This is a genomic window from Photorhabdus viridis, from assembly GCF_040256935.1.
GTDB lineage: Bacteria > Pseudomonadota > Gammaproteobacteria > Enterobacterales > Enterobacteriaceae > Photorhabdus > Photorhabdus viridis.
On record NZ_JBEJZY010000571.1, the window covers coordinates 1 to 223 of the forward strand.

At 45.3% G+C, this 223-nt stretch carries 1 protein-coding gene; it reads right to left on the minus strand.

Annotated features, from left to right (window positions below; translation table 11 throughout):
- On the minus strand, positions 1 to 223 hold a 223-nt coding region (locus ABR397_RS24595; protein ID WP_350307958.1), incomplete at both ends, for an ISAs1 family transposase.

Genomic DNA, 223 nt, shown 5'->3' on the forward strand with positions numbered 1-223 from the left:
GGTAATTTCATTGGATTTTTTCTGAGTTTTAACCTGGCCGATGACCATTTTATTGGCTGTCGCATAAGCACTCACAAGGTGGAGCGCCGAACTGCGTTCTCCCGGGGCATAAGCACCCCGTAAAACTTTACCATCAATCGCCACTAATTCCCCCTGAGTGACCTGATGAACCGAACGCATCCAGTTGATAAAACAAAGATTAAATTGTTCCGGATTAATCCGT